The sequence below is a fragment of the Mesorhizobium sp. M1252 genome (assembly GCF_040318265.1).
In the GTDB taxonomy this organism is placed as follows: Bacteria; Pseudomonadota; Alphaproteobacteria; order Rhizobiales; family Rhizobiaceae; genus Mesorhizobium.
Genome location: NZ_JAMYLX010000003.1, coordinates 435,334 through 460,936, shown reverse-complemented (window position 1 = coordinate 460,936; position 25,603 = coordinate 435,334). Strand labels below are relative to the sequence as shown.

Annotated in this window: 23 protein-coding genes and 2 pseudogenes; 17 read left to right on the top strand and 8 right to left on the bottom strand. The window is 59.3% G+C overall.

Annotated features, from left to right (window positions below):
* Positions 1–213 precede the first annotated feature (213 nt).
* Positions 214–477 carry a hypothetical protein gene (locus tag NKH22_RS08670; RefSeq protein WP_023736053.1) on the top strand — a complete coding sequence of 88 codons (264 nt, stop codon included), beginning with the start codon at positions 214–216 and terminating at the stop codon, positions 475–477.
* A 221-nt stretch (positions 478–698) separates the two neighbouring features.
* On the opposite strand, the gene NKH22_RS08665 is transcribed toward NKH22_RS08670, so the two are convergent.
* Both NKH22_RS08665 and NKH22_RS08660 read right to left on the bottom strand, forming a co-directional pair.
* A complete protein-coding gene (locus NKH22_RS08665) occupies positions 699–875 on the bottom strand; it encodes a hypothetical protein (protein WP_023681160.1) in 177 nt (58 codons plus the stop codon).
* A gap of 116 nt (positions 876–991) precedes the next feature.
* On the bottom strand, positions 992–1,558 hold the full coding sequence (locus NKH22_RS08660; RefSeq protein ID WP_023668059.1) for a response regulator: 567 nt from the start codon (positions 1,556–1,558) through the stop codon (positions 992–994).
* Positions 1,559–1,705: 147 nt separating this feature from the next.
* On the opposite strand from NKH22_RS08660, the gene NKH22_RS08655 reads away from it, so the two are divergent.
* Positions 1,706–4,819: a CheR family methyltransferase gene (locus NKH22_RS08655; protein WP_352710966.1), complete on the top strand. Its 3,114-nt coding sequence runs from the start codon at positions 1,706–1,708 to the stop codon at positions 4,817–4,819.
* Positions 4,816–5,232, top strand: coding sequence for a response regulator (locus NKH22_RS08650; RefSeq protein WP_023668061.1), 417 nt, complete (start codon positions 4,816–4,818; stop codon positions 5,230–5,232). The genes NKH22_RS08655 and NKH22_RS08650 overlap by 4 nt, the downstream gene beginning before the upstream one ends.
* Before the next feature lie 180 nt (positions 5,233–5,412).
* Here the strand turns inward: NKH22_RS08650 and NKH22_RS08645 are convergent, their stop codons facing one another.
* The 4 genes and pseudogenes from NKH22_RS08645 to NKH22_RS08630 all read right to left on the bottom strand — a co-directional run bounded on the left by NKH22_RS08645 (position 5,413) and on the right by NKH22_RS08630 (position 7,541).
* On the bottom strand, positions 5,413–5,658 hold the full coding sequence (locus NKH22_RS08645; protein ID WP_023668062.1) for a hypothetical protein: 246 nt from the start codon (positions 5,656–5,658) through the stop codon (positions 5,413–5,415).
* 90 nt (positions 5,659–5,748) lie between these two features.
* A pseudogene (locus NKH22_RS08640) lies at positions 5,749–6,151 on the bottom strand (SDR family NAD(P)-dependent oxidoreductase); the annotation flags it as partial.
* Positions 6,152–6,407: 256 nt separating this feature from the next.
* A pseudogene (locus NKH22_RS08635) lies at positions 6,408–6,722 on the bottom strand (glutathione-dependent formaldehyde dehydrogenase); the annotation flags it as partial.
* Positions 6,723–6,755: 33 nt separating this feature from the next.
* Entirely contained in the window at positions 6,756–7,541 is a 786-nt protein-coding gene (locus tag NKH22_RS08630) for an SDR family NAD(P)-dependent oxidoreductase (protein WP_352909377.1), read from the bottom strand.
* 531 nt (positions 7,542–8,072) lie between these two features.
* Here NKH22_RS08630 and NKH22_RS08625 point away from each other — a divergent pair.
* From NKH22_RS08625 to NKH22_RS08610, 4 genes are read left to right on the top strand one after another with little or no spacing between them, the layout of a single operon-like run.
* Positions 8,073–8,534 carry a hypothetical protein gene (locus tag NKH22_RS08625; protein ID WP_245265504.1) on the top strand — a complete coding sequence of 154 codons (462 nt, stop codon included), beginning with the start codon at positions 8,073–8,075 and terminating at the stop codon, positions 8,532–8,534.
* Positions 8,531–9,751, top strand: coding sequence for an NRAMP family divalent metal transporter (locus NKH22_RS08620; RefSeq protein ID WP_023668066.1), 1,221 nt, complete (start codon positions 8,531–8,533; stop codon positions 9,749–9,751). The genes NKH22_RS08625 and NKH22_RS08620 overlap by 4 nt, the downstream gene beginning before the upstream one ends.
* On the top strand, positions 9,748–10,110 hold the full coding sequence (locus NKH22_RS08615; protein ID WP_245265502.1) for a hypothetical protein: 363 nt from the start codon (positions 9,748–9,750) through the stop codon (positions 10,108–10,110). The genes NKH22_RS08620 and NKH22_RS08615 overlap by 4 nt, the downstream gene beginning before the upstream one ends.
* Positions 10,111–10,112: 2 nt before the next feature.
* Entirely contained in the window at positions 10,113–10,445 is a 333-nt protein-coding gene (locus NKH22_RS08610) for a hypothetical protein (RefSeq protein WP_023681169.1), read from the top strand.
* Positions 10,446–10,524: 79 nt separating this feature from the next.
* Here NKH22_RS08610 and NKH22_RS08605 read toward each other — a convergent pair whose 3' ends face one another.
* Positions 10,525–11,100 carry a GNAT family N-acetyltransferase gene (locus NKH22_RS08605; RefSeq protein ID WP_023681170.1) on the bottom strand — a complete coding sequence of 192 codons (576 nt, stop codon included), beginning with the start codon at positions 11,098–11,100 and terminating at the stop codon, positions 10,525–10,527.
* Between the two features lie 201 nt (positions 11,101–11,301).
* Here NKH22_RS08605 and NKH22_RS08600 point away from each other — a divergent pair, with 201 nt between their 5' ends.
* The 5 genes from NKH22_RS08600 to NKH22_RS08580 all read left to right on the top strand — a co-directional run bounded on the left by NKH22_RS08600 (position 11,302) and on the right by NKH22_RS08580 (position 15,140).
* The gene (locus NKH22_RS08600; RefSeq protein ID WP_023807304.1) at positions 11,302–11,622 is read left to right on the top strand and encodes a hypothetical protein; all 321 of its coding nucleotides are present in this window, start codon (positions 11,302–11,304) and stop codon (positions 11,620–11,622) included.
* A gap of 633 nt (positions 11,623–12,255) precedes the next feature.
* Positions 12,256–12,666: a DUF427 domain-containing protein gene (locus NKH22_RS08595; protein ID WP_352909375.1), complete on the top strand. Its 411-nt coding sequence runs from the start codon at positions 12,256–12,258 to the stop codon at positions 12,664–12,666.
* 40 nt (positions 12,667–12,706) lie between these two features.
* Positions 12,707–13,126 carry an HD domain-containing protein gene (locus NKH22_RS08590; RefSeq protein ID WP_352512495.1) on the top strand — a complete coding sequence of 140 codons (420 nt, stop codon included), beginning with the start codon at positions 12,707–12,709 and terminating at the stop codon, positions 13,124–13,126.
* 332 nt (positions 13,127–13,458) lie between these two features.
* Positions 13,459–13,965, top strand: coding sequence for a YciE/YciF ferroxidase family protein (locus tag NKH22_RS08585; RefSeq protein ID WP_023668075.1), 507 nt, complete (start codon positions 13,459–13,461; stop codon positions 13,963–13,965).
* A 128-nt stretch (positions 13,966–14,093) separates the two neighbouring features.
* On the top strand, positions 14,094–15,140 hold the full coding sequence (locus NKH22_RS08580; protein WP_023815880.1) for an ATP-dependent DNA ligase: 1,047 nt from the start codon (positions 14,094–14,096) through the stop codon (positions 15,138–15,140).
* A 653-nt stretch (positions 15,141–15,793) separates the two neighbouring features.
* Here the strand turns inward: NKH22_RS08580 and ku are convergent.
* Positions 15,794–17,086, bottom strand: coding sequence for a non-homologous end joining protein Ku (gene ku, locus NKH22_RS08575; protein WP_348625490.1), 1,293 nt, complete (start codon positions 17,084–17,086; stop codon positions 15,794–15,796).
* Positions 17,087–17,253: 167 nt separating this feature from the next.
* Between ku and NKH22_RS08570 the strand changes: the two genes are divergently transcribed.
* The 5 genes from NKH22_RS08570 to NKH22_RS08550 all read left to right on the top strand — a co-directional run bounded on the left by NKH22_RS08570 (position 17,254) and on the right by NKH22_RS08550 (position 25,589).
* Positions 17,254–17,862 carry a LysE family translocator gene (locus NKH22_RS08570; RefSeq protein WP_245260607.1) on the top strand — a complete coding sequence of 203 codons (609 nt, stop codon included), beginning with the start codon at positions 17,254–17,256 and terminating at the stop codon, positions 17,860–17,862.
* 99 nt (positions 17,863–17,961) lie between these two features.
* Positions 17,962–18,447, top strand: coding sequence for a DUF6894 family protein (locus NKH22_RS08565; RefSeq protein ID WP_156933725.1), 486 nt, complete (start codon positions 17,962–17,964; stop codon positions 18,445–18,447).
* A 23-nt stretch (positions 18,448–18,470) separates the two neighbouring features.
* Positions 18,471–19,091: a cysteine hydrolase family protein gene (locus tag NKH22_RS08560; protein ID WP_023754443.1), complete on the top strand. Its 621-nt coding sequence runs from the start codon at positions 18,471–18,473 to the stop codon at positions 19,089–19,091.
* Positions 19,092–19,386: 295 nt separating this feature from the next.
* Positions 19,387–19,713, top strand: coding sequence for a hypothetical protein (locus tag NKH22_RS08555; RefSeq protein WP_023754442.1), 327 nt, complete (start codon positions 19,387–19,389; stop codon positions 19,711–19,713).
* Positions 19,714–19,877: 164 nt separating this feature from the next.
* Positions 19,878–25,589 (top strand): HAMP domain-containing protein, encoded by a 5,712-nt coding sequence (locus tag NKH22_RS08550; protein WP_352803796.1) that lies wholly within the window; start codon positions 19,878–19,880, stop codon positions 25,587–25,589.
* The last annotated feature ends 14 nt before the right edge of the window (positions 25,590–25,603 follow it).

Here is a 25,603-nt window from a genome sequence, read left to right as displayed (position 1 = left end):
CGCACGAGGCGATCAATCCGCCTGCACCCGAGCGGCAACCGACAGTGCCGAAAGCGCCAAAGCGGGCCGCCAAACCAGGCAGCCGAAAAGCTGGAGAAGATTAGCTTCAGCTTCTTCGGCTGTGCCGGCGGAACGCGTCGGGGAAGAGCAGACCGTGCGGTCGATCTGCACGATAAATTTGTATCTCATCGAATGACACAAAGGAGTCCAGTGATGACGGAGCATGTGTCCCGGAAGGAAGAACAGCGTGGCACCCGAAATGTACTCGGGTGGGGCGTCGTCATTGCGGCTGTTATCTTCGTCGCCCTGCTAGCCTTCTTTGTGTTCATACCCCTTTCAGGCGGATCGTGGCAGACATCGCCGGTAAAGCGCACCCCGGAACAGAACCAAGGCGGCAATGCCCCCGCCGAGACATCACCCGCGGCCGGCGTCAAAAAGAGCCCGCAAGAAAATACCGAGATGCCAGGGCAGCAATGATCGACCTCGGGCTGCGACCCAAGTCGGCCCTGATTTTCCAGGTCGTCTCATCGGCGCCATGATGGGATCAGGGCTTTCTGGGCGCAGAACGGCTGAGCTATTGAGACTGGGCTTTCGCCCACATCGAGCGCTGAAAGATTACCGCACCAGGGGTCTGGCGAACGAGGCGATGACGCCATCGTGGAACTCGAGGCAAATCAAGATGCCTAGCTGCAGGCCGTTCAGTTGGGGTTTTTCAGCTGCTTTGACAACAGCAGTTGCTGCTGCAGCTCAAGGGCGAGCTTCAACAGCCGTTCAGGTGTTTCCTCTTCCGCGATTTCGTCGAGCAGCGCTGCGAGTGCGTCGCCCTCAACAGGATCGCGGAATGAGTCAGGTTTGGTTTGCGGAGGTTTGGCCACGACGATTTCTAGCAGGAATGCGGCCGTATTTGCAAGACGAAGCGAAGCGCTCTTGGGGGAGGGGTACCGTGGCGGGGGCGGTCGACAGACGGCCTGCGGCAAACCATCGGACAATCTTAATTCATGATTCCAGACCTGTCGTTGCGGAGCACCTCCTCCATGAGCGTATTGAGCCATTCGCTCAAGGGAAGGTCATGCCGCGTCGACAACCGCTCCTCCAGCGCCGCCTTCAATGTCCGTTCGACGAGGCGATCGGCCGCCTGTGGGTCGCCCAGCAGCAGCCGCGCGGACAGCCTCAGTTTTGGAAGAGCGCGGAAAACGTTGTCTTCGCCAAGCGCTGTTGATTGCGCGGCGAGGATCCCGGCAACCGTCCTGAACCCGGCCGGCTTGGAGAGGTTTTGGGTGTACCGGAACCGCTCCGGCAGGGTGATCTGATCGTTTCCGGAGAAGAATACGAACGGGATGCCTCTGTCCGTCAGCTCATCGGCGAGGGGAAAAACAGTCTCACCGTTGAGGTCGATGTCCAGCACCGCCCCATCCGCTGAATCGATATATCGTCGAGCCCGGCTGACTGACGACACCGGCCCCAAAACGGTCGCCCCACAATCGCTGAAATAGGAGGCAAGTTCGCTTGCCAGCAAGAATTCGTCCTCGACGAGCAGAATTCGCATGCCTAATAACATAGCAGCCCTCCGGGCCTTAAACGGCGATCGCGTCCATCGGTTCCGTGGCTATCGGCGGTGCGGGATGGGAATTCGACCAGGAACGGTTTACACATTGGGATCGAAATCAGCGCTGCCGCGTTGCATTTCACTGAAGCAGGACAATTGATGCAAAAGCTGCCGAGGTTCCCCATAGTCGGTATCGGCGCCTCTGCGGGCGGCATTGCCGCCATGGAGGGATTTTTTCGCGGGATGCCGTCTTCGAGCGGGATGGCGTTCGTGATCGTCACGCATCTCAGCCCGGAACGGGAAAGTCTGCTGCACGAAGTGATTGCGCTTTACACCGGAATTCCGGTTCGTGTCGCTGAAGATGCAATGGATATCCATCCTGACACCGTCTACGTGATGCCGCACAACGCGATCCTCACCATTGAAAATTCCAGCCTAAAGCTGCGCCAACCGAATTCGGTGTCCAGGGAGCGCAAGCCCATCGATATCTTTTTCAGCGCGCTGGCCGAGGATCAGGGCGAATACGCCGTCGGCGTCGTCCTGTCGGGCGGCGATTCCGACGGTACGTTGGGCATCAAGGCAATCAAGGAGCATGGCGGCCTGACGCTGGCGCAACTCTCCGACGAGTCGGGTCCGAGCAATCCCGACATGCCGCGCAGCGCGATCAGTTCCGGTCTGATCGATATCGCCATCCCAGCCGATGAGATGGGTGCGAAACTCATGGAATTTGCCCACAGCTTTGAACTGCTCGACGAGCTTGAAGCTGACGATGGCAAGGCCAGTGCTTTGAAACTCCGCAAGGGCCAGGAGGAAATCTACGCGATCCTGCGCAGCCATTCGGGACATGATTTCTCGGGCTACAAGGCCAAGACGTTCTTGCGTCGCGTCAGGCGACGCATGCAAATAACACAGAACACCGCGATCGATGCCTATATAGAGTTGCTTCGTTCAAATGCGGAGGAAGTGCGGTCGCTGTTTCGCGACCTGCTGATCAACGTGACAAATTTCTTCCGCGACACGGACGCTTTCAAGACCCTGGAAGAAACCGTCATCCCCAAACTTTTCGAAGGCAAGGACGCCAACGATACGATCCGCGTCTGGGTGCCCGGCTGCGCAACCGGCGAGGAAGTCTTCTCGATCGGAATGCTGATGCGCGAGCATATGGATACACTTTCGGCTGTGCCGCGCATCCAGATTTTCGCCACGGACATCGATGACGCGGCGCTGGGCATCGCACGTTCGGCGCGCTATCCGGAGTCATTGCTTGCGGGCGTTTCGCCTGGACGTCGCGAACGCTTCTTCAGCAATGACGGCACAAGTTTCATCTTGAGCAAGAGCGTACGTGATCTCTGCATCTTCTCGGCGCACAGCGTCATCCGCGATCCACCCTTCTCGCGCATGGACATGGTGTCGTGCCGGAACCTCCTGATCTATTTCGGCCCCGATGTGCAAAAGCAGGTTATTCCGACCTTCCACTATTCGCTGAAGCCCGGTGGCTATCTGTTCCTTGGCACCTCCGAAAGCATAAGCCAGCATGCCGACCTGTTTGCACCGGTCGACAAGAAACAACGGATCTTCAAGGCACGAGAACATTCGGCGCCGCCGCGGCTGCCGATCTTGTTGAATGCTGCGCCTGCAACCAACTTTTCCAGCGCCAATGACACACATGCCCGCCGCGGCTTGTCTTATTCCCTAAGGCAAACCGTTGAAGCGCAGGTTCTCGAACGCTTCGCTCCGGCTCACGTCGTCGTCAATGGTGATGGAGATGTCGTCTATTACTCGGTCCGAACCGGCAAATATCTCGAGCCGCCGCAAGGGGTGCCGAGCAGACAATTGCTCACAATGGCACGCAGCGGCCTGCGTCTGGAATTGCGCGGCGCTTTGCGGGAAGCCGCCGAGGGCCGGCGCACGGTTGTGCGCGAAGCGATAGCCATTGAAGAAGATGAAGATCGTGTCCAATTCGTCACATTGACGATCGAGCCCTTGACTGATCGCGGCAGCGGCGAGCCGCTGTTTCTCGTCCTGTTCGAGCCGGTGGGCCAGCCGCAGCCGCGGCTGGAGGCTCTAAAGGTTCGACAGCCGGTGGCATCTGGGATTGCTGATTTCGAACGCGAGCTCCGCGATACGCGCGAGCGCCTGCAATCGACGATCGAAGAATATGAGACCGCGTTGGAGGAGTTGAAATCTTCCAATGAGGAACTCGTCTCGGTCAACGAAGAAGCCCAGTCCTCCAATGAGGAGCTCGAGGCCTCCAAGGAAGAAATGCAGTCCCTCAATGAGGAATTGAACACCATCAATGCCGAACTGGTTTCCAAGATCGAGGATCTCGATCGTGCCAACAGCGATCTGAAGAACCTGTTCGAGAGCACACAGATCGCGACTGTTTTTCTCGATACCAAGCTGGTTATCCGCAGCTTCACGCCGGCGGCGTCTTCGTTCTTCAACCTGCTGCCGACCGACATCGGAAGACCGCTGACCGATCTTGCCAGCCGGCTCGATTATCCGCACCTGCGCGACCATATTGCCCAGGTTTTCAGGGCCGGCGAGATGATCGAGCACCAGCTGCCGCGCGATAGCAACGGCATCCACTATCTCGTGCGGCTGATCCCCTACCGCGACAGCGCGCGGAAAATCCAGGGCGTGGTGGTGACCTTTGTCGATGTGACGACCATGGCTGAAGCCGAAGCCCACCAGCGGGTATTGATCTCGGAACTCAACCATCGGGTCAAGAACATGCTGGCTGTTACGGTCAGCATTGCCAGTCAGACCCTGAAAAATGCTCCCTCTTCGGAGGCTTTCGCCGAAGCGCTCATCGGTCGCCTGCGCGCCATGGCGCGGGCCTACGGAGTGCTCTCGCGTGAAAGCTGGAAAGAGGTCTCGGTAGAGGAAATCGTGCGGCAGGAAGTCGAGCCGTTCGGGCTGGAACGCATCAACACCACAGGCGAGGACATTCGGCTCAAGCCTCAGCAGGGCCTGTCGCTTGGCATGGTGATCCATGAACTTGCCACGAATGCTGGAAAATATGGCGCCTTGTCCGTGCCAAACGGCGTGGTGTCCGTGACTTGGTCGGCGTCGGATCACGGTTTTCAGCTCGAATGGTTAGAAAGCGGCGGTCCCGCTGTCATTCCGCCTGAGAAGACGGGATTTGGTCTTTCGCTGGTGAAAGGCGAAATTGAGTATCGGCTTGGCGGAAATTTTGAAACATCTTTCGGTTCCGATGGTTTGAGCTTGCGGATTGAGTTTCCGTTTGATCATCGGGAGAGCGAAACGTGACTGCATCTCGTATCCTTATCGTCGAAGATGAATGGCTGGTCGCGGAGGAGCACCGCGCAATTCTGGAAGAGGCCGGCTTCGCCATCGCCGGGCCAGTGCCGTCCGTTGCTCGCGCGAAAAAGCTGATCGAGAGTGAAGTCATATCTGCCGCGGTCCTGGACATTGGTCTCGGCGGCGAGACCAGCGCTGCCCTTGTCCCTCTTCTAGCGCAACGCGGAATTCCGTTTGTTTTCGTCAGTGGGTACACAACATCCGACATTCCGCAGGATTTGCGTCATCACAAGATGCTGTCAAAACCCGTGTGGGCTGCCGCGCTGGTCGAGGCCGTGCGAAATATGCTCGGTGTTCAACCGACAGCTTTGGCAAGACACCAGGACAGCGGAACGGTGCCAACCCAACGAGAAGCCCGGTAACTGCACAAAGACACTGGTTTTTCATCAGATATGCGACGACATTCGGGTCCAGGCCCGAGACGGCGTCGCCGGCAAGTGCCTGCGATCCGGCCGGCACGATTGGCATGCTCCCGGTCTGGCGTACTCCAGCGCTGGGCGAAACTTCGCCACGGCGCGACGATTCGTCAGGCGATGAGCCTATCAAACGACGGGCAGTTCGCCCTCGGTTTGCCTCGCGTCGAATAGGACGCCAAGGCCGTAAGTGACGGCGCCAGCGGCTATCATCTCTGCCAACGCTGCGCTTGACACCGGGCAATGCGGCATGATTGCCTTGATCGCGAGTTCGGCATTCGCGATCGACACGAAATCGTGCCGTCGCTTACGGGTCTCCAGATATTGTTCGATCAACATCTGCAGTCGCCTTCTTTCTATTTCATCGCCAGCCATTGGTTCCTCCTGTAGACAGTCTGAAAGCCCACCACGCCTAAGGAGCGGTGGGCCTGGCGGCCCTTTTTGAGGACCGTTGACTCGAGTGAGGCGAGCAGCGTTGCTGACCAGGATGTCGAGACCGCCGAGGGGCGTTGCTGCTTCATCGACCAGCTTTCTGCAAAAGGCCTAATTGCGGATATCGCCGGCAAGCCTTTTGACCTGCCGCTTTTATTAGGTCCACCAGTTCGTCGGCGTCTTCCTGTTCTTCGGGGAGGTAGCCGAAAGCAACGTCCGCACCCTCGCGCGCGAATGCAATCGCCGCCGCACGACCGATTCCGGAATCGCCGCCGGTTATCAGCGCTTTGCGACCGGCAAGCCTGCCTGACCCCTTGTAGGTTGTCTCGCCGTGATCCGGGCGCGGCACCATCTTGTTGGTCAAACCCGGCCACTTCTGTTCCTGTGGCTTGAACGGCGGCTGGGGATATTGCGTCACCGGATTCTGTTTGAGCATCGGGCTAGCAGGGCCCGCTTTAGCAGGCACTGTTCCCGTATCGGCTGACGCCGTGGAAGCATAAGCGGCGACAATTCCTCCCGCTATGCTTCCAACCACAAGTCTACGCGCTGCGTCTGGTACATCATCATGCTGATCGTGGTTCATCATGGGCTCGCTTTGACGGCAGGTGATCGTTACGGAAGTGCCACCTAACCGGCCGCCGACGCGAATGTTCCCTTATGATTGCAGTGAAGTGTCGGTCGCCTTGCCCGTCTCAGCCGTGAGGCCGCATCACCACTTTGACACAACCATCCTGCTTGTCGCGGAACGTCTTGTAGAGGCCCTGTTTCCAGATCGGCCCGGTGGGTAATCACAAGGGAGGGATCGATTTCGCCGTTCTGGACCATGGCCAAAAGAGGTTCGAGGAGCGTTGCGTGTGCGTCTGGCCCATCCGGAAAGTCGGCCCCTTATTCATCGCCGCGCCAAACGGGATATGATCGACCAGGCCAACATAGACGCCGGGCCCGAGATTGTGCCGCCCTTGCGGCAGCAATAGATTTGCCTCGCGCAGCACATGCCGTCTCTGCGAATGCCAGCCCGTTTGATGACGCGAAATATCAGCTCAGTCGCTGGACGCCGACCCCGGCTCGGCCATCCTACGGTGCTGTTCGGCCAAGGTGCCTGCCGGCGTGACATGCGCGGCGGCAACCTGCAGCTTGTTTTTCCAACCGCTGACGACCTGTTCATCACCGGCCATCATCGCCTCGTAACCCGTCTTGGCGACATCGGCCGGATTGTCCTTTTCATCGGTGCCGACCTTGGTATCCATCATTTCAGCGCGCTCGAAGAATCGCGTCTGCGTAGGGCCAGGCATCAGCACGGTGACCGTCACGCCGCTATCTTTCAGCTCATGGCGGAGCGCGATCGAGAAGGAATCGATGAACGCCTTCGTGCCGTTGTAGACGGCCTGGAATGTGCCGGGCATGAAGCCGGCGATCGATCCGGTGAACAGGATGCGCCCGCGGCCTCGCCGGGCCATCTTGGCGCCGAGCTCATGCGCCAGATAGACCGTTCCGGTGACATTGGTGTCGATGATCCGGCGGACTTTTCGCCAGTCCTGGTCGACGAAGCTGTTGCCGAGCCCGCGTCCCGCATTGAGAAACAACAGGTCGATATCGCGATCGCCGATCTGGGAGATCAACCGATCGGCGCCCTCGACGGTCGCCAGGTCGGCCTCAATGGCTTCGACCGTTACATTGTGGGTCTCAAGTGCCTCTGCCGCCTGCCGGATGGCCGGCTCGTCGGCGGCGATGATCAGGTCGTAACCGTCTTTAGCGCACAGCTTTGCGAGTTCCCTTCCGATGCCACTCGAGGCGCCGGTCACCACAGCGAGTTTGGCGTCCGTCATCATATCCTCCATCTTCGTGCCATCGGAACCACGAGCGGGCACAATTGTTCCGCGGCGTTTGGGCTGGATTGATCGTGCGCTGTCATGACGGTCAGGCGACGGTCGTCGTCGCGGTCCTTGCGCGCATTCATGGATGAGCGTTGGGGCAAAAGCCGTTCTTCGCCATGAGAACTCGCCATGGCCTACCTTCAAAAGGCCCCCAAACGCATGGATTGAGTACTCAGAACGGCAATGAGCCTAATCAGTTGAAGTTGGAACAAGTGGCTCGGTTGGAAGTTCGAACCGTGCAGCGTTGTTGCCCTCCCATGTTGATGCTGCGCGATCGGGTCATCCCCTCAGCCCGATCTCCCGCGCTTCTCCGCGCCAAAGAGAAGCGCGGGCCTCCCTCTTTCACGGCTGTCCGGGATGAGCGTTTTGTTACGTTGACTAGCCGACCTCACAGGCTCGTCGTCGGTTTCGTTGACGAGCTCTCCGAGGGCTCTAGATCATTGATGCCGGACGCAGTTGGTTCGGGCCGGGGAGGAAATCCGCGTGGTGCATACAACGCGCGCTGTACCCCATAACGACCGTCATTTTCCGGTTGGCTGCCTGTGCTTGCTGCTGATTCTAGCCGGGTTGGCCGGATGCTCGTCTTCCAATCAGGTGGCGCAGCAATCACGAACAGCGGCCTCCGCGGCACAGACCGTATCGATGGTACTGGATGCCTGGGTGGAGGGAGCGGCACCGTCCGCCTATGCCACGGCCGCACTGCACTCGGTCGGAAAAACGCTGGCCGATGTCGAGGCGCAAATTCGATCGGCCGAGACCGCTGAACCAGCCGGGCGAGCAGGACTGACGGCAGCAGTCAACAGTTTGTCGGTGGCGGTGGCGCATGCCGAGGCGGGATTGCGGGTGAACAATCGCACTGAGGTGAAAAGCGCACAACAGGATCTTCGGGCGGCCATGCGCTCGCTCGCCGCCGCTTACACCAGCGCTTTCGGACCAAAGCCGTGAAGAAGCTTCTGGAAATATCGCTTGGCGTCGTCACCAGTGTCGGAGGTTTCCTCGAAGTCGGGTCGATGGCTACGGCGGCGCAGGCGGGTGCCGCCTTCGGATTCCAGCTAATCTGGGCCATAGTTCTCGGCACCATATGCATCATCTTTTTGGTTGAAATGGCCGGTCGGTTCGCCGCGATGAGCCATCACACGATCTCAGAGGGCATTCGTGAAAGATTTGGGTTCAACGTCTTTCTATGGCCGTTGCTCGTCGTCCTTCTCGTCAATTTCATGGTGCTGTCCGCTGAGATCGGCGGTGTGGCCATCGCACTCGAACTTGCCACCGGCATAGGCTTCCAGTGGTGGGCACTGCCGGTGGCGTTGCTGGCATGGTTGCTGCTGTGGAAAGGCACGTTTGGCTTTATCGAGAAAGGCGTTTCGGTCCTCGGCCTCGTGACGCTGTGCTTCGTGGTTGGTGCGGTGATGTTAAAGCCCGACTGGACAGCGGTCGCTGGCAGCGCCGTGCCTTCGCTGCCGGCTCACGATGCCATCAATTACTGGTTCATGGCGGCCAGCATTCTCGGCGCGTCAATATCGCCTTATCTTTTCATGTTCTATTCCTCGGGAGCTATCGAGGACAAATGGGATGAAAGCCACCTTGGGGCCAATCGTGCCATCGCCGGGCTGGGCATGACCTTCGGTGGGACCATTTCGATCGGCGTGTTGATCGTCGCTGCTCTCGTTCTCGCGACGCGCGGCATCGACCAGGTGGACGACTATCACCAACTGCCGTTGATGCTGATCCCTATATTCGGCTTCTGGGGGTTCGTTCTATTCGTTGCCTCGCTCGCCATTGCCTGTTTCGGCGCCGCACTCGAAGTCGGGTTGCAACAGGCATATCTGGTGGCGCAGGGCTTTGGCTGGACCTGGGGCGAGGATCGCAAGCCGCGCGATGATCCGGGCTTCAGTGCCGTCTATACGGCATCATTGTTTTTGGCCGCCATTCCGATCATGCTTGGCCTCGACCCACTGAGGCTGACCATCTTTTCCATGGCGGTAACGGCGGCGAGCCTTCCGCTGACGGTAGTTCCATTTCTCTTCCTGCTGAATGACGAACGCTATGTCGGCGAACATCGCAACGGCATCATTTCGAATGCCGCCGTTGTCTTCATTATCGCGCTTGCCTTCGTGCTCGCCGTGGTGACGATTCCGCTGCAGATATTCGGAGGCACATGATGGAATTGATGCGTGATCTCCTGGACAAGCAGGTGTTCGACCGCCGGCGGGTCAAGATCGGCAAGGTCGACGGAGTGGTGGCCGAGTTGCGGCGGGGCAAACCACCAGGGATTGTCGCGATAGAACTCGGCTCCATCACTTTGGCGCGCCGCCTTGGCGCGCGGCCCGGGGAATGGATGGCGCAACTGGCGACGAGGGTGGGTGGCAAACGCCACGCCGAGCCACACAGGATTGCGTGGAAAAAGGTGCAGGACAACGGGCTCGACATCGAATGTGACATCGAGGTGGGCGAGACGTCGATTTTCGCCTGGCAGGACTGGTTGCGCGATCATGTCATCGGGCGCATCCCAGGAGCGTGATGATGAGGACAGTCAACCTCGAACATCTTGCCGGGCGACGCGTGCTCTCGCAGCGCGGAAAAAGCATCGGTCACATCGAAGAGATTCTCGCCGAACAGCGTGGCGACGAGCTCGTCGTTACTGAATTCCACGTTGGCATCTACGCCGCGTTCGAGCGTCTGTCGGCCTCGACCATCGGCATCGCGATGCTCGACCTGTTTCGGCTGCGCCGCCGCGACGGCCTGTACCGCATTCCCTGGGATAAACTCGATATCTCCGATCCGGCGCGACCGCGGCTACTATGCCCGATGACCGAGCTTCCTGGATGGAAAGGGCAAAAGGACCTTCGAGAGTAGATGGCTACGGCTGGGAGGGCTAAGGCGCCGGCGTTTTGCCGGCGAACAGCCGTTCGTGCAGATGGCGCCTCCGCAAAGATTACTGCAGGTTCTTGCGAAGGAAGATGCGGGCGTGTCCTGGAATAACGAATTCGACCTTGCCGAATTCCTCAAACCCATGATGCCGGTAAAATTGAGGCGCCTGGAAACTGCTCGTCTCGACGACGGCTCTCTTGCATCCACGCCTAACGGCTTCCTCCTCGATCGCCATAAGAAGCTGTGATCCATAGGATCGGCCACGCAATTTTTCAGGCAAGAAGAACATGTCGAGAAACAGGAGCCCCAGTTCCGTTCTGCCCCAAATTCCACCCCAGATCTTTCCGGAGGGGTCGGTAAGCTCCGCGCCGATCACTGCCCGGTCATCGATTCCGGTTTGTTCGATGTTGTGTCGATAGAGCGCAGCGGCCGCCTGCGTTCGTGCATCCCCGTTGTGAGCCAGAGCGATTGTAAATCCTTCGGATCGAGCCGGCATGCGTTCTGCTCCTGCGTCGGAATGGTCTTGAGATTCAACCGTCAGATTAACATCAAGGCGGCCGGTTCGCTCGCAGCTCTGATCGCCGCTTCTGTTGTAACCCGTCTTGCCCACATTCCGCATCGCGATCCGCGTCGGATGCATGCAGCCGCGCCCAACATATCGCTTTGGTGTTGAACAAAGCCCATCCTGCCCTTGTCAGTCTTATCACAATTCGTGCGCCGTCAAGAGTGTCCACCTCGACGAAGGCTGCTGCGGATCACAATCCATTACGCCGGGAACAATGAGAAAAACCTGTCGTTGGGAAAGCGATCGCAATTCGGCGATTCAAACACGGAGACTCCAATGTTGAAGAAAATTCTAGCCGCGTCGGTGATAACTATTGCCTTGGCCGGTTCCGCCTTGGCGCAGACAAATGGAACGGGTGCTGGCGGCACGGCTGGCACGGGTAATGGAACTGGTACTGGAACTGTTGGCAGCGGCGGCGCCGCTGGCAATGGCACTGGCAGCGGGAATGCGGCCGTGCCAACCGATCCGAATTCCACAAACTCGACTACAAAATCGAACGGCATGACCGACCGTTGCAAGGACGCCGCAGGCAATGACATCGATAACAACACTGCAAGTGGCGCAACGACCTCGACCGTGCAAAATTGCAACAAGTAGCCGATGGACCTAGCGGCTTCGGCCGCCCGAAGGCCCGCCATCAAGACAATGGCGGGCCTTCGAGTACGTGCCTCGCATGGCTGGATACATAGGAGCACATGTGTCCAAAGAGACCCGGCGGGCCAAACTCGATCGCTTAGCAGCCTCGATTCCGAAGCACGAATTCGAATTCCTAATGAAGATTGCAAAGCTAAGCCGTCATGACTTACTTGGCCTGATCGCTAAACACGATGGCGGCAGGGACAAGGTCTATAGGGACCTTGCGGCCCACTTGGCAGCAACTGAGGCCGCCCCGGAGCCCGTACATGAGGCGGCAGCTGACGACGGCCAAACAGCTGGAGCATCTCCAGCCACGAACTCGCCCGCCGGCAAGTAGCGGCGAAGATCATTTCGGCGCCAGCCCTGACGCTCCACGGAAGCGACGACCGTGTCGTCCTTCTAAAGTCTTCGAATGGGTTGGACGAGCATTTCACCGCGCCTTACCAACGAGAACTGCTGGATACGGCAAGCGGGAGGCGCTTTAAGTCTGGCCCGCCATTCAGGTTCATCGGACATGCCGGAACCTGAAGCGCCGCCGCGCATTTCGTCTCCAGGCATGACCGATCTTGCGGTAATCGCCAGGGAGAAATTCAGATGCAAACTTCAGGCGCAACTTCACAGCAAAACCTTGGCCGATTGGCCATAGAACCGTTTTCCGGCACGGTGACGGTGCGGTTTTCCGACGCCATCGTCGCAGCTACGGAGCGGGCGAAGGTCCTGCGTGAAGACGGGCACGAGCCCGTTTTCTATATCCCCTTCGAGGACATCTATTTCGATCTTTTCGAAAAGACCGACACCACCACCTGGTGCCCGCTTAAAGGCACCGCAAGCTACTGGCGTGTCCACGCCGTCGGCAGTTCTTCCGACGATTTCATGTGGGCCTACGAAACGCCCGATGCGGCTGCTCTGGCTATTGCAGGTCACGGCGCTTTCGATCCGGAAAAGGCCCGTATCGATGTCGACCCTGCCGAGGACAAGCGACACACGCCACATATCGGCGAATAGGTTTCATCAGGCAGAGACAATCACGGTAACGACAGGCGCGATGAGCATTTTCTACCAGGCGGCAAAGATTGCGGAGGAGGTTCACGAGTCGCAGCGCGATAAGACCGGGCGGCCCTACATCGAGCATTGCCGCCGTGTCGTCGACGCCGTCGAGACAATCGATCAGAAGACTGTTGCCTACCTTCATGACGTTCTGGAGAAAGGCGAAGGCTGGACCCGCGCCAAGCTCGAAGAAGCAGGCTTCGGACCGACAATTGCCGCGGCGGTCGATGCCATGTCGCGCAGGCCGGATGAGGAGTATTTCGCCTTTGTCCGGCGGGCTGCGTCGAACCCAGTGGCGCTCCCCGTAAAACGCGCCGATCTGGAGGACAACATCTGGCAGTCGAGGCAGGTCCGAGCGTCGGCGGCCAAATATGAAGAGGGCCTTCGCATACTTGACCAAGAGTTCTCCCGAAAATAGTGCGCGCCCGACGCTGGCATTGCATTTGTCGAGGCAGCCATCGCCTGCGAGAGCTTGCGGCGCAGAGCACGTTTCCGCTCTCCTGGCCGTCAGTTTTTCCGCGCCGGCGTGCGCCTTGGGGTCGTCGTCTGGACCATGGAACGTGTGATTGGGTCAAAGCTCCTTTGGAGATGGATCGCAGCGTCTCGAAAAGAAGTAACGGCCCGGCTCGGAATCAGGAACTCCTCCAGCACCGGTGCGTTGACCAGCAAGCCGGGACGAGTTCCCGGCCTCCGCGGGTGGCGGGCAAGCCGCCGCCGAACCCGAACTTCTGCACAATGAAAGGTAAGGCCATGGGCTTCTTTTCGAAGGACATCAAGACACTCGACGATCTCTTCGTGCACACGCTGCGCGACATCTATTACGCCGAAAAGCAGATCGAGAAAGCGCTGCCGAAGATGATCGGCAAGGCAACCGATCCGCAATTGAAGGCCGGATTCGAAAAACACCTCGAGCAGACCAAAGGCCATATCGAGCGCGTCGAACAGGTGTTCGAATTGCATGGCGTCAAGGCCAAGGAGGTCAACTGCCCGGCGATAGACGGCATTCTGGAGGAAGCCGACGATGTGAGCGGCGACGTCGACGACAAGGAGGTTCTAGACGCGGCGCTGATAGCGTCGGCGCAGGCGGTCGAACACTATGAGATGACCAGATATGGCACGCTCATCGCCTGGGCCAAGCAGCTTGGCCGCAGTGACTGCGCCAACGTATTGGCCAAGAACCTGAAAGAAGAGCAGGCGACCGATCGCAAGCTCACCGAAATGGCGGAAAGCAAGATCAACATGCAGGCTGCCGAGTAGACCGTCCCAGGTCATGATGAGATTGGTTGAAATCTCATCATGACCTAACCCTGTTGGAGCATGATTTTTTCCAAAGCCGGCACCAGTGCTGCGTTGAGTCGATCTCCATCGTTGTCCACGGAACTTTCATGACGGGCGAATCTGCCATCTCTCGCGATCTGCCGACGAGTGTAAAATCGTCTTTCGGCGTGGCGTTGAGCACGGCGCCGATGGAAGCAAAGGCTGCCGACACGTTGCCGGCCGATGCTGGCCGATGGCAATACGAACCCAAATGGGACGGGTTCCGCTGCCTGGCCTTTAAATCCGGCGCGGCCGTGGAGTTGCGTGCAAAATCCGGCAAGCCGTTAGGGCGGTATTTCCCGGAAGTCGTCGCGATGTTGCATGAACTGAAAACAAAAGAGTTCGTGGTCGATGGTGAGATCGTCATCGAAATTGCAGGCTCTCTTTCTTTCGACGCCTTGCAGATGCGGCTGCATCCGGCGGAAAGCAGGATCCGGAAACTGTCGGTCGCGACGCCGGCAAAGCTGATCCTCTTTGACATGTTGGCGACCTCCGAGGGCGCCTTGATGCAGCAGCCGCTCTCGGTTCGGCGCGCTGCACTCGAACTGTTCGTAAAGTCGGCCGCGCGAAAGGATCTCGAACTGTCTCGGGCGACGCGTGATTTGGCGGCGGCAGGCAGATGGCTTGGCCAATCCGGACAAGGTTCGACCGACGGGGTCGTTGCCAAGCTTCTCGATGACGAATATCGACCCGGCGAGCGCGCCATGGTCAAAGTCAAGCGCCTGCGCACGGCCGATTGTGTCGTCGGAGGGTTCCGCTACCTGGCGAATTCGCGTGAAGTCGGCTCCCTGTTGCTTGGCCTGTACAATGACCAGGGGCAACTCGACCATGTCGGGTTCACTTCGACGATCGCCCGGGAGGACAGGGCCAAGCTTACGCGACAACTTGAAGCTTTGCGATCGGCTCCTGGCTTCACGGGAAAAGCGCCGGGCGGTCCCAGTCGGTGGAGCACGGAAAGAAGCGGACAATGGGAGCCATTGCGGCCCGAACTGGTGGCGGAGGTGCGGTTCGATCATGTCACCGGGGATCGTTTCCGTCATGGCACCAAATTTCTGCGATGGCGTCCTGACAAAAGCCCGAAGCAATGCACGTTCGAACAGATACTTGGAAAATGAGGCTTGGCGAAGCGTCGGCAGGTCCACACCATCGAGACCAAATCCGTCAAGCATTCGGCGTTAGCCAAATCCAGTCGCATTTCACTGGCGATCTTGAACCCGGCGGCGAGATAAACGCCTTTGCAGGAGGATGCCGGACCAAACCCGTTGTTCAGTCTGTCACCACGCCTCGCTTTGGCGGATCACGGTTCTCGTCCGGATTAGGAACTGGCACTTCGTCGGGAAGAAGATCCGGCTCAGGCTCGCGTATGTCCGGCGTCCACGTCGGCGCATCCACTGGCGGCTCTTCGGTTGGCTCTGGTTTGGGGGGCACATCTATTCTCCGGGTTTCGCTTGGGCGTGGGTTCGGCCCGCCACAGGTCGCGCGTCGCCGCGTCTGGAGGCGAAAGGGTCTTTTCACACCCCATGTATTTTTACCGATGGCCAGCGGTCCTGGGGCTTGTCGGCGCCCGATCAGAGTCCTGCGTTCCGGCTCCTTTGAGCGCAATGTTGGCATCCGCTGCCTCTGGCTCTTTGAGGACTGCCTGTCGACGTTCTTGATCTCGGCATACGGCATCGTCCTTGGTGGCCAACGGGCAACCGCGAGAATTGTTCCAAACGATTTAGGGGCGGCTGGGGCTGCTGTGCGGACCTTCTGGCTGGGCAGTTATCAACTATGCTGTCTTGCGTTTCGGTGAGGCTCTCTTTGTGGATCTCGCCAGCCCTTCCTGTTTGAGGCTCTTCTTCAGCACCTCAGCGAGGTTGATGACATTCTCCTGTGGCCTTGGTGCGGGCTTCGGCAGCTTCTTGCCTTTGCGCTTTGCATCGATCATGGCGATCAGCGCGTCTTCATAGGTGTCTTCAAATTTCGAGGGATCGAAGGTCGTCACCTTTTTGTCAATAAGCATGCCGGCGATTTCGAGCAGATCGGGGTCGTATTTCTGCTTGGCCAATCCATCGAACACAGTGCTTTCCGAAACCATTTCGTTGTGGTTGCGAAGCTCGGTCATCACCATCCCCTTGCCATAGGGCTGAATCAGCACTTCGCGGCCGCGCTGGTAGAGCACCACGCAGGATCGAGCGGCCACGCCCTTGTTCTTCATGGCATCGCGGATCACTCCGTATGCTTCGATTGCGGCGCCGTCGGCCGGGATCAGATAGTAGGGCTTCTCGAGATAGCGCGTATCGATATCGTCAATCGATACGAATTCGCCGACTTCGAGCGTGTGCTTCGACGTCAGCTTCAACGCCTTTATGTCGTCAGGTTCGATCTGGAGAAATTCGTCCTTTTCGATCTCGAAACCCTTCACCTGATCCGCTGCATCCACCAGCTTTCCGGTCTCCTCGTCGGCGTAGACGCTCCTGACCGGCAGACCGTCCTTGCGGTTCAAAATCTTGAAATGGATCTTGGATGCTTCGCTGGTTGCGCCGACAATCTTCACGCCGCAAGTAACCGAACCAACCTTCAAGAAGCCCTTCCAGGCAGCACGTGGCGCGGCCATTTTGCGCTTATCCCGTTTCCAGCTAGGGCAACGCGTTTCCGTTCGAATTGTTCCTGCGGCGGGGGCTCGGTGCACCGTGAATGTCCGGTGGGGGGAAATCCTGTCGGTCTCGACAGCGATTTTCATCGGCACGGTGCATCTTTTGGCAACCTGTCGGCGTTGGAAGTGAGCCCATTTGCCGAGGTGAGTTCCATGAAAGTGTCCACGAGGGACGATTTGAAAACCGAGGCGCAGCTCTCGGAAGACGCTGACCTCATCGTAAATCGTACAGTCCATTTCGTCGGAGTATGGATTGAGGAGCATGTGATCGAAAAGCCTGCTCTCATGCGGAAGGGCGTCGATGCCGCAGAGGAACTCGCAAGCCAATGCATCGCGGATGCAGACGAGGAAGGCATCGCCCCCGAGGACATTCAGGACGAAGTCGGGGACCTCAAGGAGTACATTGCCGAGATGATCGTGGAGCAAGGCGGTCGCGGCTCTGCAGTTAATTCTGAACCAGACATGAGCTACTTCTGCGCAACGGCCTCGGCGCCGCAGCTTCGCGTTGACCGGCTATATCGCCGCTCCAAGTCCAACAAGAGCATCATTGTTGAGAGGAACAAGTCATCGATCCCGCCCACTGGATAGCATTCGTGGGAACGGTCGTCCTGCTGCAGATGCCGCCCGGGCCGGATAGCATGCTGGTGACGGCGCGCGGCATAGGGCAGGGACGCAGGGTTGCGCTGTTCACGGTATTGGGGATGACGGCCGGCGCCGGCATGGTTCAGCTTCCTCTCATAGCGTTCGGTGTTTCGTCTCTCGTGCGAACCTCCCCACTAGCTTTTGGAGCACTGCAATGGCTTGGGGCGGCGTATCTCGTATGGCTCGGGCTAGGGCTGGTCTTCACGAAGCCGGAAACACAGGCCCGGCCGGATACGGCCCCGATCAAGGCCGTCGCCGCGGCACGGGAAGGCATGATTGCCAATCTGTTCAATCCGTGGCCCATCACGTTTATGGTAGCGTTCCTGCCTCAGTTCGTTGATCCGCATGGGAGTTCCGTGACGCTTCAACTGTTGCTGCTGGGAGCAACTCAGAAAATGACGGGCGTGTTGGTGTTGGGGACCTATGCCGTGGCCTCCGGCAGCATAGGCGCCTGGATCCTGAAGCGCCCTCGTGTGCGGCTTTGGCAGCAGCGGATCGCCGGCCTCTTCATTGTTGGCCTTGGGTTCGGAATGGCCTTTGGCGGCGGCGCAAGCCGTTAAGTTGCCGGGCCGGCGCCTGCATCCGCAGGAACCGAAAGCGCACCATGAACATTGTCAGACAGGCAGGAGAGTGTCATGCAAGTCGTTCGGACCGAAGTGGTGAATGCCAGGGCGCCAGACGGGCAGTCGGTTCGCCGGGTGATATTTTGCGGCGAGGGCGGCGACTGCGTTACGGTGGACATGGCAAACGTCGGGATACAAGCTGAAGATGACGTGCTTGCCCGCGCAAAGGCAATCCTGGTCCAGACAGCGACCTTTGATCTCGCAGCCAATGAATATGACGCGAGCAGCAACGGCAATTTCGACCAGGTCGAGATAACCTCTGCAAGCGACGGCGCCGGCGACGTATATGTCTTTGAGTATCGCGATGGCGAAACCAGCCGACGCATACCGCCGTCGAGGATGGCGAGCCTTGAGGCGGCCCGGTCCGAAGCTATCCGCTGCGCAATCGATCTTCTCGCCGACCTGCAGCCTGGCACGGACGCTCTGTCCGGCTGGCTTGTGAGGGTATCCAACGAAAACGGTGAATTGCTTTATACTGTTGATGTGGCTGAGGCCGATGCAGCGCGGCAGGCAGGCCAGTAACCCAAACCCGACGGAATCCACCAGTGGCCGCCCAAGGATTGATTCACGGACCAATAGGCGACGATGGCCTGCATCTGTGCGTCGACATGCAGCGCCTGTTTGCGCCGGGTGGACCTTGGCCCGTGCGGTGGGCTGAAAAGGTGGTCCCGGCGATCGAAGAACTGGTCGCCAGACATGCCAGCCGTACCCTGTTCACGCGCTTCATTCCTGCCGCCCGCCCGGGCGAGGCGCCGGGAATGTGGGCAAACTACTATCGTCGGTGGGCGGAGGTAACCCTTTCCAACATCGATCCGCGCCTGATCGAGCTGATGCCTCAACTTGCACGATTTGTACCGCCGGCGACGGTGGTCGACAAACACGTCTATTCGCCCTGGACCGAGGGGCGGCTCGACGCGCTGCTGAGTGGCTCCGGCGTGCGTGCGCTCGTGATCACCGGTGGCGAAACCGACGTTTGCGTTCTCGCGACCGTGCTTGGCGCCATCGATCGTGGCTTCCGCGTCATTCTCGTCACCGATGCCATCTGCAGCTCTGCCGACCAGACCCATGACGCACTGATGGAAGTCTACCATTCCCGCTTCAGTGAGCAGATTGAGGCGGCCAGCATGGCGGAGGTGTTGGAGTGTTGGCCACAACTCACTCGCTGACCTGGGGGGCTTAAAGTGAATGGGCCGACAATCGTCATTCTGGTCGGGTGGACTGTTTCAGTTGGCGGACGGCACTACAGTGAACCGGAAAACGTATATGAACGGCACGATGCCTGATCTGGTCGCTCGCGTGAATCAGTGTCTGGAAGCGTACAAAGCCTTGCAGAGCTATCGACAGCGCGGCCAACCGTCATAGAATGAACAGGATACAGCGCCGAAGACTCGATGCCGGCATCTAGCAATCTTTGCGAGACATCCGGCGCCTCTGCCGTCGGCCTTCCGCAGGGAGGATGATGTGCTGAAAACAGAAGTCATTGACCTTGAAACCTATAGCGCAGTCTACGCGGTGATCTCTGGCTATCGCGCTGACGACATTATCTCGACGGCGTTTGCGGTCGATGAAATCCGCGCAAGGTTTCCTGAGTGTCGCTGCGACGACGAGGAATTGGTCGGGCTTATGGTCCATGCCATGTCCGGCAAGAAAATTGCCGTGAGCTTCGACCACCGGGTGGCTGCCTCGCCTTCCGAGTTGCGCAACGCAATTCCGCCTCTCTGGCAATGGCAAACGGCTATGACGTGTCGTGGTCGGCTGAAGCACGATAAATCCACAACCGCATCATGAAAATCCGGCGTTCAAACCAAGGCGCAACCGTCGGCCTGGAATTCACGGCACGATGGAACAAAATTGAAGATGCCGCGTTTGGAGTCTTGCGGCGCGATCCACCATTGGCCGCGGGGGCAACTTTATCCGTATAAATCCATAGGGCTGGGAGTGGCGCTGTGACCGTGCAGGCATCCAAGAAGCAATTGGACCGTCGAAGCATCCTGAATTCTCTGAAAGCCTTCCGGCGCGGCGATTTCTCCGTCCGCATCGACAATGTTTATGAAGGCCTCGATTCCGAGATAGCTGAGACTTTCAATGAGATCGCTGACCTCAACGACCAAGTGACGCGCGAGTTCGAGCGCTTGAGCCGGGTCGTCGGCAAGGAAGGGCGGATAGGCGAGCGCGGCCGGGTTCGCAATGCCACCGGCAGTTGGGAATCCAGTGTCCGTTCAGTCAATGATCTCATCGAAGACATGGTTCAGCCAACGGCTGAGGTTGCGCGCGTTATCGGCGCCGTCGCCAAGGGTGACCTGTCGCAGACCATGATGGTCGAAATTGACGGCCGACCGCTGCGCGGCGAATTCCTGCGCATCGGCAAGATCGTCAACACCATGGTCGGCCAGTTGGCCTCTTTCGCCTCCGAGGTGACGCGCGTGGCGCGCGAGGTCGGTACGGAAGGCAAGCTCGGCGGCCAGGCCCGGGTCAAGGGCGTCGCCGGCACGTGGAAAGATCTGACCGACAACGTCAACGCGATGGCCACGAACCTGACCGGGCAAGTGCGCAACATCGCGGAGGTTACGACCGCGGTCGCGTCGGGCGACCTGTCGAAGAAGATCACAGTCGATGTCAAGGGCGAAATCCTAGAACTGAAGAACACCATCAACACGATGGTGGACCAGCTTAATTCCTTCGCTTCGGAAGTGACGCGCGTGGCGCGCGAGGTCGGCACTGAAGGCAAGCTTGGCGGCCAGGCGCGCGTTGAGGGTGTTGGTGGTACGTGGAAGGATCTGACCGACAATGTGAATTCCATGGCCGAGAACCTGACTGGCCAGGTGCGCAACATCGCCGAAGTGACGACCGCAGTGGCTTTGGGCGACCTGTCGAAGAAGATTACGGTCGACGTGAAGGGCGAGATTCTCGAGCTGAAATCCACGATAAACACAATGGTGGACCAGCTGAATTCATTCGCGGGCGAGGTCACGCGCGTGGCACGCGAGGTTGGCACCGAAGGCAAGCTTGGCGGCCAGGCGCAGGTGCGCGGCGTCGCCGGCACCTGGAAGGACCTCACCGACAACGTCAACTCGATGGCCGAGAACCTGACCGGTCAGGTGCGCAATATCGCCGAGGTGACGACGGCGGTCGCGTCGGGCGATCTGTCCAAGAAGATCACGGTCGCCGTGCAAGGCGAAATCCTGGAACTCAAGGACACCATCAACACGATGGTCGACCAACTGAACTCCTTTGCCTCGGAAGTGACGCGCGTGGCACGCGAGGTCGGCACCGAAGGCAAGCTGGGCGGCCAGGCAGAGGTGAGGGGCGTCGGCGGCACATGGAAGGATTTGACCGACAACGTCAATCTCATGGCCGCCAACCTGACTGGCCAGGTTCGAAACATCGCAGAAGTCACCACCGCCGTGGCGCGCGGCGACCTGTCGAAGAAGATCACCGTCGACGTCAAAGGCGAGATCCTGGAGCTCAAGGACACCGTCAACACGATGGTCGACCAACTGAACTCCTTTGCCTCTGAGGTCACGCGTGTGGCCCGCGAAGTGGGATCGGAAGGCAAGCTTGGTGGCCAGGCGCATGTCGAAGGCGTCGGTGGCACCTGGAAGGATCTGACCGACAACGTCAACGCCATGGCCGGCAATTTGACGGTGCAGTTGCGTGACGTGTCGAAGGTGGCAACGGCCATTGCGACCGGCGACTTGACCCAGAAGATCACCGTCGACGCGCTGGGCGAGATCTTGCAGATCAAGGACGTCATCAACACGATGGTCGACCAGCTCAATTCCTTCGCTTCGGAAGTGACGCGTGTGGCGCGCGAGGTCGGCTCCGACGGCAAGCTTGGCGGCCAGGCCCAGGTGCGCGGCATAGGCGGCACGTGGAAGGATCTGACCGAAAACGTCAACGCCATGGCGGCCAACCTGACCGGCCAGGTGCGCAACATCGCCGAGGTGACCACCGCCGTGGCGCTCGGGGACCTTTCGAAGAAGATCACCGTCGATGTCCGCGGCGAGATCCTGGAGCTGAAGGACACCATCAACACAATGGTGGACCAGCTCAATTCCTTCGCTTCGGAAGTCACGCGCGTGGCACGCGAGGTCGGCACGGAAGGCAAGTTGGGAGGCCAGGCGCAGGTGCGCGGCGTTGCCGGCACGTGGAAGGATCTCACAGACAATGTGAACTCGATGGCCGAGAATCTGACCGGCCAGGTGCGTAACATCGCCGAAGTCACGACCGCCGTGGCGCGCGGCGACCTGTCGAAGAAGATCACCGTCGATGTGAAGGGCGAAATCCTCGAGCTCAAGTCGACCATCAACACCATGGTGGACCAGTTGAACTCCTTCGCCGGCGAGGTCACCCGAGTCGCGCGTGAGGTTGGCACCGAGGGCAAGCTTGGTGGCCAGGCGCGCGTCGAAGGTGTTGCCGGTACCTGGAAGGACCTGACCGACAACGTCAACCTGATGGCGACGAACTTGACCAATCAGGTGCGCGGCATCGCCGATGTCGTGACGGCGGTCGCGCAAGGCAATCTCAGGCGCAAACTGACGGTCGACGCGAAGGGAGAGATCGCCCTGCTGGCCGACACCATCAACGGCATGATCGAGACGCTTGCCACCTTTGCCGACCAGGTGACCAACGTCGCCCGTGAGGTGGGCATCGAGGGTAAGCTCGGTGGTCAGGCGCGTGTGCCAGGTGCCGCCGGCCTCTGGCGCGACCTCACCGACAATGTCAATCAACTCGCTGCCAATCTGACCACCCAGGTGCGTGCCATCGCCGAGGTTTCGACGGCGGTGACCAAGGGCGATCTTACCCGTTCGATCAGCGTCGAAGCGTCCGGCGAGGTCGCCGCGCTAAAAGACAACATCAACGAAATGATCCGCAATCTGAAGGATCAGACGCTGAAGAATGCCGAGCAGGACTGGTTGAAGACCAATCTCGCCCGGTTTTCGCGCATGCTGCAAGGCGAGCGCGATCTTGCCACCGTCTCGCGGCTCATCATGTCCGAACTCGCTCCTCTGGTGAACGCCCAGTATGGGGTGTTCTACGTCACCAATCGCGACGAGGAGGAATCCTATCTTGAGCTGGCGGCTTCCTATGGCGCCGAGAGCAAAGCTGCCATCAAGCAGCGGCTTGATCTGCGAGAGGGCCTGGTTGGGCAAAGTGCCGCCGACAAGCGCGCCATCATGCTGGACAATGTGCCGCCAGAATTCCTTCGGGTCACATCTGGTCTTGGCAGCGCCTCGCCAGCCAATGTCATCATCCTGCCTGCCCTGTTCGAGGATGAAGTCAAAGCCGTCATCGAGCTCGCCTCGTTCGGCGAGTTTCGTGACACACACCAGTCGTTCCTCAACCAGCTCATGGAATCCGTCGGCATCGTTCTCAACACCATCGCTGCGACGATGCGCACGGAGGGCCTGCTCAAGCAGTCGCAACTGCTGACGTCGGAATTGCAAGCGCGTCAAACCGAGCTGACAAAAAAGCAGGAAGAGCTGCATGCGACGAACGAGGAGCTGCAGGAAAAGGCGCAGCTGCTCGAGAACGAAAAGAAGCAGGTCGAAAACAAGAATCTCGAAATCGAGATGGCGCGACGCGCGCTGGAGGAGAAAGCCGAGCAACTGGCACTCACGTCGAAATACAAGTCCGAGTTCCTGGCCAATATGAGCCACGAACTGCGCACGCCGCTCAATTCGCTGCTCATTTTGTCAAACCTGCTGGCGACCAACCAGCACGGCAACCTCAACGAAAAACAGGTAGAGTTCGCCCGCACCATCAATTCGGCAGGAACCGATCTTCTCAGCCTCATCAACGATATCCTCGATCTGTCGAAGATCGAGTCGGGCACTGTTTCCATCGACATCAACGATATGCCGGTGACGCATCTTCGCCAGCATATGGAACGAACTTTTCGTCAGCTGGCAGCCGACAAGGGACTTGGCTTCACCATCAAGGTCGATCCGGCGCTTCCCGACACGGTCCGCACAGATGAGAAACGCTTGCAGCAGATTGTCCTCAACCTGCTTTCCAACGCGTTCAAATTCACCTCGGAAGGCGAGGTCAGCCTGAACTTCCGGGTTGAGAAGGCCGGCCGCCGCAATGGCGCGACGCAGCCGGTGAAGGCTCTCGCGATCGCCGTCACCGACACCGGCATTGGCATTCCAGAAGACAAACAGAAGCTGATTTTCGAGGCCTTCCAGCAGGCCGACGGCACCACCAGCCGCAAGTATGGTGGCACCGGCCTTGGGCTCTCGATCAGCCGCGAGATCGCTCGCTTGCTTGGCGGCGAATTGCGGGTCGAAAGCACGCCGGGCAAGGGGTCGACATTTACCCTCATCATCCCGTTCGACGGCCCCCGCGTGACGACAGTACAGTCGACCTTGGCTCCGGCGGCGGAGGCGGTTGCTGCGACAGCTCTGCTCAGCAGTCCGCCCTCGGCAGAGCTGATCGACGACCGCGATTCAATCCTACCCACCGATCGGATCGTGTTGATCGTCGAAGATGATCCGACCTTTGGCGGGTTGCTGCTTGGCCTCGCCCGGTCGGCCGGGCTGAAAGGCGTTCTGTCGACTGCAGGTTCCGGCACGCTGGCATTGGCCCGCAAGCTCGTTCCCGACGCAATCACACTTGATCTCGGACTTTCGGATATCGATGGCTGGGTGCTTTTCGATCTGCTGCGGCATGACCAGAAGACGAGGGGAATTCCCATCCATGTCATCTCGGGTGCCGAAGACATCGACAGTCTCGCACGCAAGGGGGCGTCCAGCATTTCCACCAAGCCCGTTTCCTCGGACGAGCTGATGAAGGTGTTTCAGGATATCCACTCGAAGAAGCTCCGCGTTCAGCGCCGCGTTCTGGTCGTGGACCCTGACCCGGAGCGGCGTCTGGCGCTGGTCGAGGCAATCCGCGACGGCGTAACGTCGGTCACCGCGATCGGTCGTGTTGCGGCCAATGCAGAAGACGTTGGCCTCGCCTCCTATGATGCCGTCGTGCTCGGCTTTGGACGCTCCGCCAAGGACAACGCAAAGGCGCTGGACGAGATCACCGGCCAATTCGGCGAAGCCTTGCCGCAGCTGCTGTTCTTTACGCCTCACCCGGACGCGCTTGAACAGGTGCTGGCATTGAACCCGGCCTTGGCGGAAGCACCGCGGGCGGAGAACTTCGCTCAATTGGCGCTGCACATTTCGGCAACGCTGCCGGGAGAAGGTCGCCAAGAGGCCTGGGCAGGAACTGAACACAACGGCAAGTCCGATCTCGCCGGGGCGAAAGTTCTCATCGTCGACGACGACATTCGCAACATCTATTCGCTCACCAGTGTTCTGGAGACCTGTGACATACAGGTTCTGCATGCCGAGCGGGGCCGTGATGGCATCGCGCTTCTTGAACAGGCGCCCGATGTCGACGTGGCATTGATCGATATCATGATGCCGGAGATGGACGGCTACGAGACGATGCGGCGGATTCGCGGCACACCGGCGATTGCTCATATCCCGCTGATTTCCGTCACCGCAAAGGCGATGAAGGGGGATCGGCAAAAATGTCTGGATGCCGGGGCTTCCGACTACATCGCCAAACCCGTCGATCTGGATCTCCTGCTGGCGCTGCTTCGTGTCTGGATCGGACGTGCCCGATCCCGTGTCGAGAGCCCGGAAAAAATTCTCCTGGCAGCGAACTGACGGCCGTTCGATGC